Below are 3789 nucleotides of genomic sequence, written 5' to 3' on the forward strand. Positions count from 1 at the left end.
GTCTGTTTTGACCAATCGATACAAGGATGTGCGTGATGAAATTCAACCAACCACTAAGCGGCAACGATATGCCAAGATTTGGCGGCTTCGCTTCTATGATGCGCCTGCCAACCCAAGCCGATGCTGAAGGGCTAGACGTGGCTTTTGTTGGCGTGCCTTTAGATATCGGTGCCTCAAACCGTAGCGGTGCCAGACTGGGACCGCGTCAGATTCGCGATGAATCACGCATGATTCGCCCTTATAACGTCGCCACTCGCGCCGCTCCCTTTGAATCTTTACAAGTTGCTGACATTGGCGATGTGCCTATCAATACTTTCAACCTGCTAAAAAGTGTCGATATTATTGAGAAATTCTATACCGATAAGATTCTCAGTCATGGCGCTATTCCGTTGACATTAGGCGGTGACCATACGATTGCCCTGCCTATTTTGCGCGCGCTCGCCAAAAAACATGGTCCTGTTGGAATGGTACATATCGATGCGCATGCTGATATCAATGATGAGATGTTCGGTGAACAAATCGCCCATGGTACGCCGTTCCGCCGAGCTGTCGAAGAGAACCTCATCGATGGCAACCGTGTGGTGCAGATTGGTCTGCGAGGCACAGGTTATAGCGCTGAAGAGTTTGATTGGTCGACCGAGCAAGGCTTTCGCGTCGTGCCTGCTGAAGAATGCTGGTATAAATCACTGACACCGCTGATGGCAGAAGTGCGCGAAAAATTAGGCGCTGGCCCTGTCTATTTAAGTTTCGATATCGATGGTATTGATCCGGCGTTTGCACCGGGTACGGGAACGGCTGAAATCGGTGGATTAACGTCAACACAAGCCATTGAAATCATTCGCGGTATGCGCGGACTGGATGTAGTTGGTGGCGATTTAGTAGAAGTGTCACCGCCGTATGACCCGTTTGGCAACACCTCGGTACTAGCCGCGAACCTACTATTTGAAATGTTATGTATCTTACCGGGCGTGCGCTATGACGATAAGGTTAAAGCCATTTATTAAGAATAATTTATAAACCCAAACTGCTCTTTATAAGGAATTAAAGGGCAGTTTGGGTTTAGCTCGGATTTGATATTGAACGACTTATTTACTTGCTATTGAATTTTTTAGGATGATTAACTCATGACGCACTCTCTCCAAACGCCTTCTTCATTGCCAGATTCCCCGCCAACTGCCTCATCTCTAACTTGTGGTGAGCTGCTTGTCCAGTGGCTAGAATATTACGGGGTGGAGACGGTATTTGGTATTCCGGGCGTACATACGGTCGAGCTATATCGTGGCCTGCCGAATACCAATATCCGCCACGTGACACCGCGTCATGAGCAAGGTGCTGGCTTTATGGCTGATGGTTATTACCGCGCGTCTGGTAAAGTGGGGGTTTGTTTTATCATCACTGGTCCCGGCATGACCAATATCATGACGGCGATGGCGCAAGCACTGGCAGATTCTATACCGATGCTGGTGATATCTAGTGTCAATAAAGTGCAGCATACCGGCAGCGGTGAAGGGCACTTACATGAGCTGCATGACCAGCAAGGTATGGTCAGTAAGGTTGCGCTCATGAGTAAAACCATCTGGCAACCTAAGTCGTTACCGAAAGTCATCGCTGAAGCTTTTGCGTTATTTAATGGCGCGCGTCCGGGACCGGTGCATATCCAGCTGCCCATTGATGTGATTACCGCCGATGCCAGTCATGTCGCCAAGCCGCCTAAACTAAATAAGCTAAATAAGCTAAATAAGCTAGACACTTCTCTAAACAGTCAATCTGCTAATAATATTTTGGCGCAACCACAAGCAAACAAACCACTTCCTCATCCTGCGCAATTAGATTTGATTGTTGAAACGTTAAAAACGGCAAAAAATCCAGTCTTACTTTATGGTGGTGGCTGCATTGATGTTAATCATGACGCGCAAAAACTGGCAGAGCTTATCGATGCGCCAACATTTTTGACCATCAATGCCAAAGGTTTACTGCCGCCTGCGCATCCGCTGAGTTTGGGTAGCAATCAGTCATTGGACGCAGGTCGCGCTGTCATTAGCGAGGCCGATTTGGTCTTAGCGATAGGGACGGAGCTTGGTGAGACTGATTATGACGTCTTCTTTAATGGTGGGTTCAAAATCAATGGCACGCTGATTCGAATCGACTGTGATGCTCAGCAATTACAGCGTCCGTTTAGAGCAGATATTGCGCTCTTGTCGGATGCGCAAATGGCCATTAGTGGTCTATGTACGCGCTTAGAAAATCAACCGCTGCATCATCAAGCAGCACCGCGAGTAGCAAAGGTCAAGCAAGCATTGATAGAAGAAATGTCGCCAGATTTTGCGGGTCAAAACGCGCTGCTACAGCTGATTCGAGATGAAGTAAAAGACGTTATCTTCGTTGGCGATTCAACCCAGCCTGTTTATAGCGGCAATCTTGGCTTTGAAGCTTTAGCTACGCGTCGATGGTTTAACTCGTCGACGGGCTTTGGCACCTTAGGTTATGGTTTGCCTGCTGCGATTGGTGCCATGATTGGCTCAAAAGCGCCCGTTATTAGCCTGATTGGTGATGGCGGTATTCAATTTACCATTGCCGAATTAATCTGCGCTGCCGAGCTTGAGCTACCATTAATTGTGCTGTTATGGAACAACCAAGGCTATGGCGAGATTCGCCGCTATATGCAAGAGGGCGGCTTGCCATTGATTGGAGTCAATATTAAAACCCCGAACTTTGAGCCACTAGCCGCAGGATTTGGTGCCGGTTATCGTCGAATCAAGGATAAGCAGCAGCTGCTCGAGGCATTAAAAGAAGACATCAAAGGCAAACAGCCAATTATTTATGAAGTCGATGAAGCCGACGCATTTCTTCTTGAAATGGGTAAAGGTTTTACCTGCTTTAGCTAAAGCATAATTCGTACTAAAAATAACTTATAAAACGTTATCTAACTATTTGCGCAATGCGCTCAGTCTATGGATAGATTGGGCCGCCAAAAAAAATTGGCGCTCGTCGCCTATCAAGGAGGATTGAATGACGAACTATATCGATAAATCCCAGCAGCCAATCTTAGGCAACAATACCATCGTTTCAGGCACGCCAGAAGGCCTACATTGGCGTACCTCCATGTGGAAGTTTTTGCTATTTTCAGCACTGGGTATTGCGCTGTTTATTATTCCCTTTCAGTGGGATGGCAAAGTCACCATTTTATTGGGCGTATTAACCGATACCTTGCAAGCAGTGCTGGGCAGTTATGTGGTTTACGCGGTATTGGCGATTGTAACGACCTCCTTTATCGGGGCGCTGGCAGTTAAGGTATTAAGACCCAATCTGCATGAAGGCTCTATGTGGGCAAAGCTTTTTGATGTCGACTGGTTTTGGCTTGGCGTGCGCTTTTTGGGCGTGCTGTTTGCGTGGATGATTTATTTACAAGTCGGCCCTGAATTTATTATCAATCGTAATACCGGTGGGGTGATTTTTGAAGACCTGATTCCTATCCTTATTCCCTTATTCTTTTTCGCCATTTTGTCTTTACCCTTTCTCACGGATTTTGGTTTGATGGAATTCTTGGGTACTTTATCCAGTAAAGTCTTTGTTAAATTATTCAGATTGCCGGGTCGCTCAGCGGTCGATGCCATGTCCTCTTGGTTTGGCGCCGCCTCTATTGGTCTGCTGGTGACCATGCAAGAGTATGATAAAAGCTACTATAGTCAGCGTGAAGCGGCAATTATTGCCACCACCTTTTCGGTAACCTCCATCGCCTTTACTTATGTCGTTGCCAAAACCATCGGTGTCGATAACAACTTTGTTTTC

At 46.9% G+C, this 3789-nt stretch carries 3 protein-coding genes; all 3 read left to right on the top strand.

Features of this window, described 5'->3' with window-relative positions:
• Nucleotides 1-35 precede the first annotated feature (35 nt).
• Complete coding sequence (gene speB / locus V7D75_RS06470; RefSeq protein ID WP_333613890.1) at nucleotides 36-1004, top strand: agmatinase; 969 nt, start codon at nucleotides 36-38, stop codon at nucleotides 1002-1004.
• A 120-nt stretch (nucleotides 1005-1124) separates the two neighbouring features.
• Entirely contained in the window at nucleotides 1125-2885 is a 1761-nt protein-coding gene (locus V7D75_RS06475; RefSeq protein ID WP_333613891.1) for a 5-guanidino-2-oxopentanoate decarboxylase, read from the top strand.
• 124 nt (nucleotides 2886-3009) lie between these two features.
• Nucleotides 3010-3789, top strand: a 780-nt coding sequence (locus V7D75_RS06480; RefSeq protein ID WP_333613892.1) for a YjiH family protein, incomplete at its 3' end; no start/stop codon positions are given.

Source organism: Psychrobacter sp., from assembly GCF_036731945.1.
In the GTDB taxonomy this organism is placed as follows: Bacteria; Pseudomonadota; Gammaproteobacteria; order Pseudomonadales; family Moraxellaceae; genus Psychrobacter.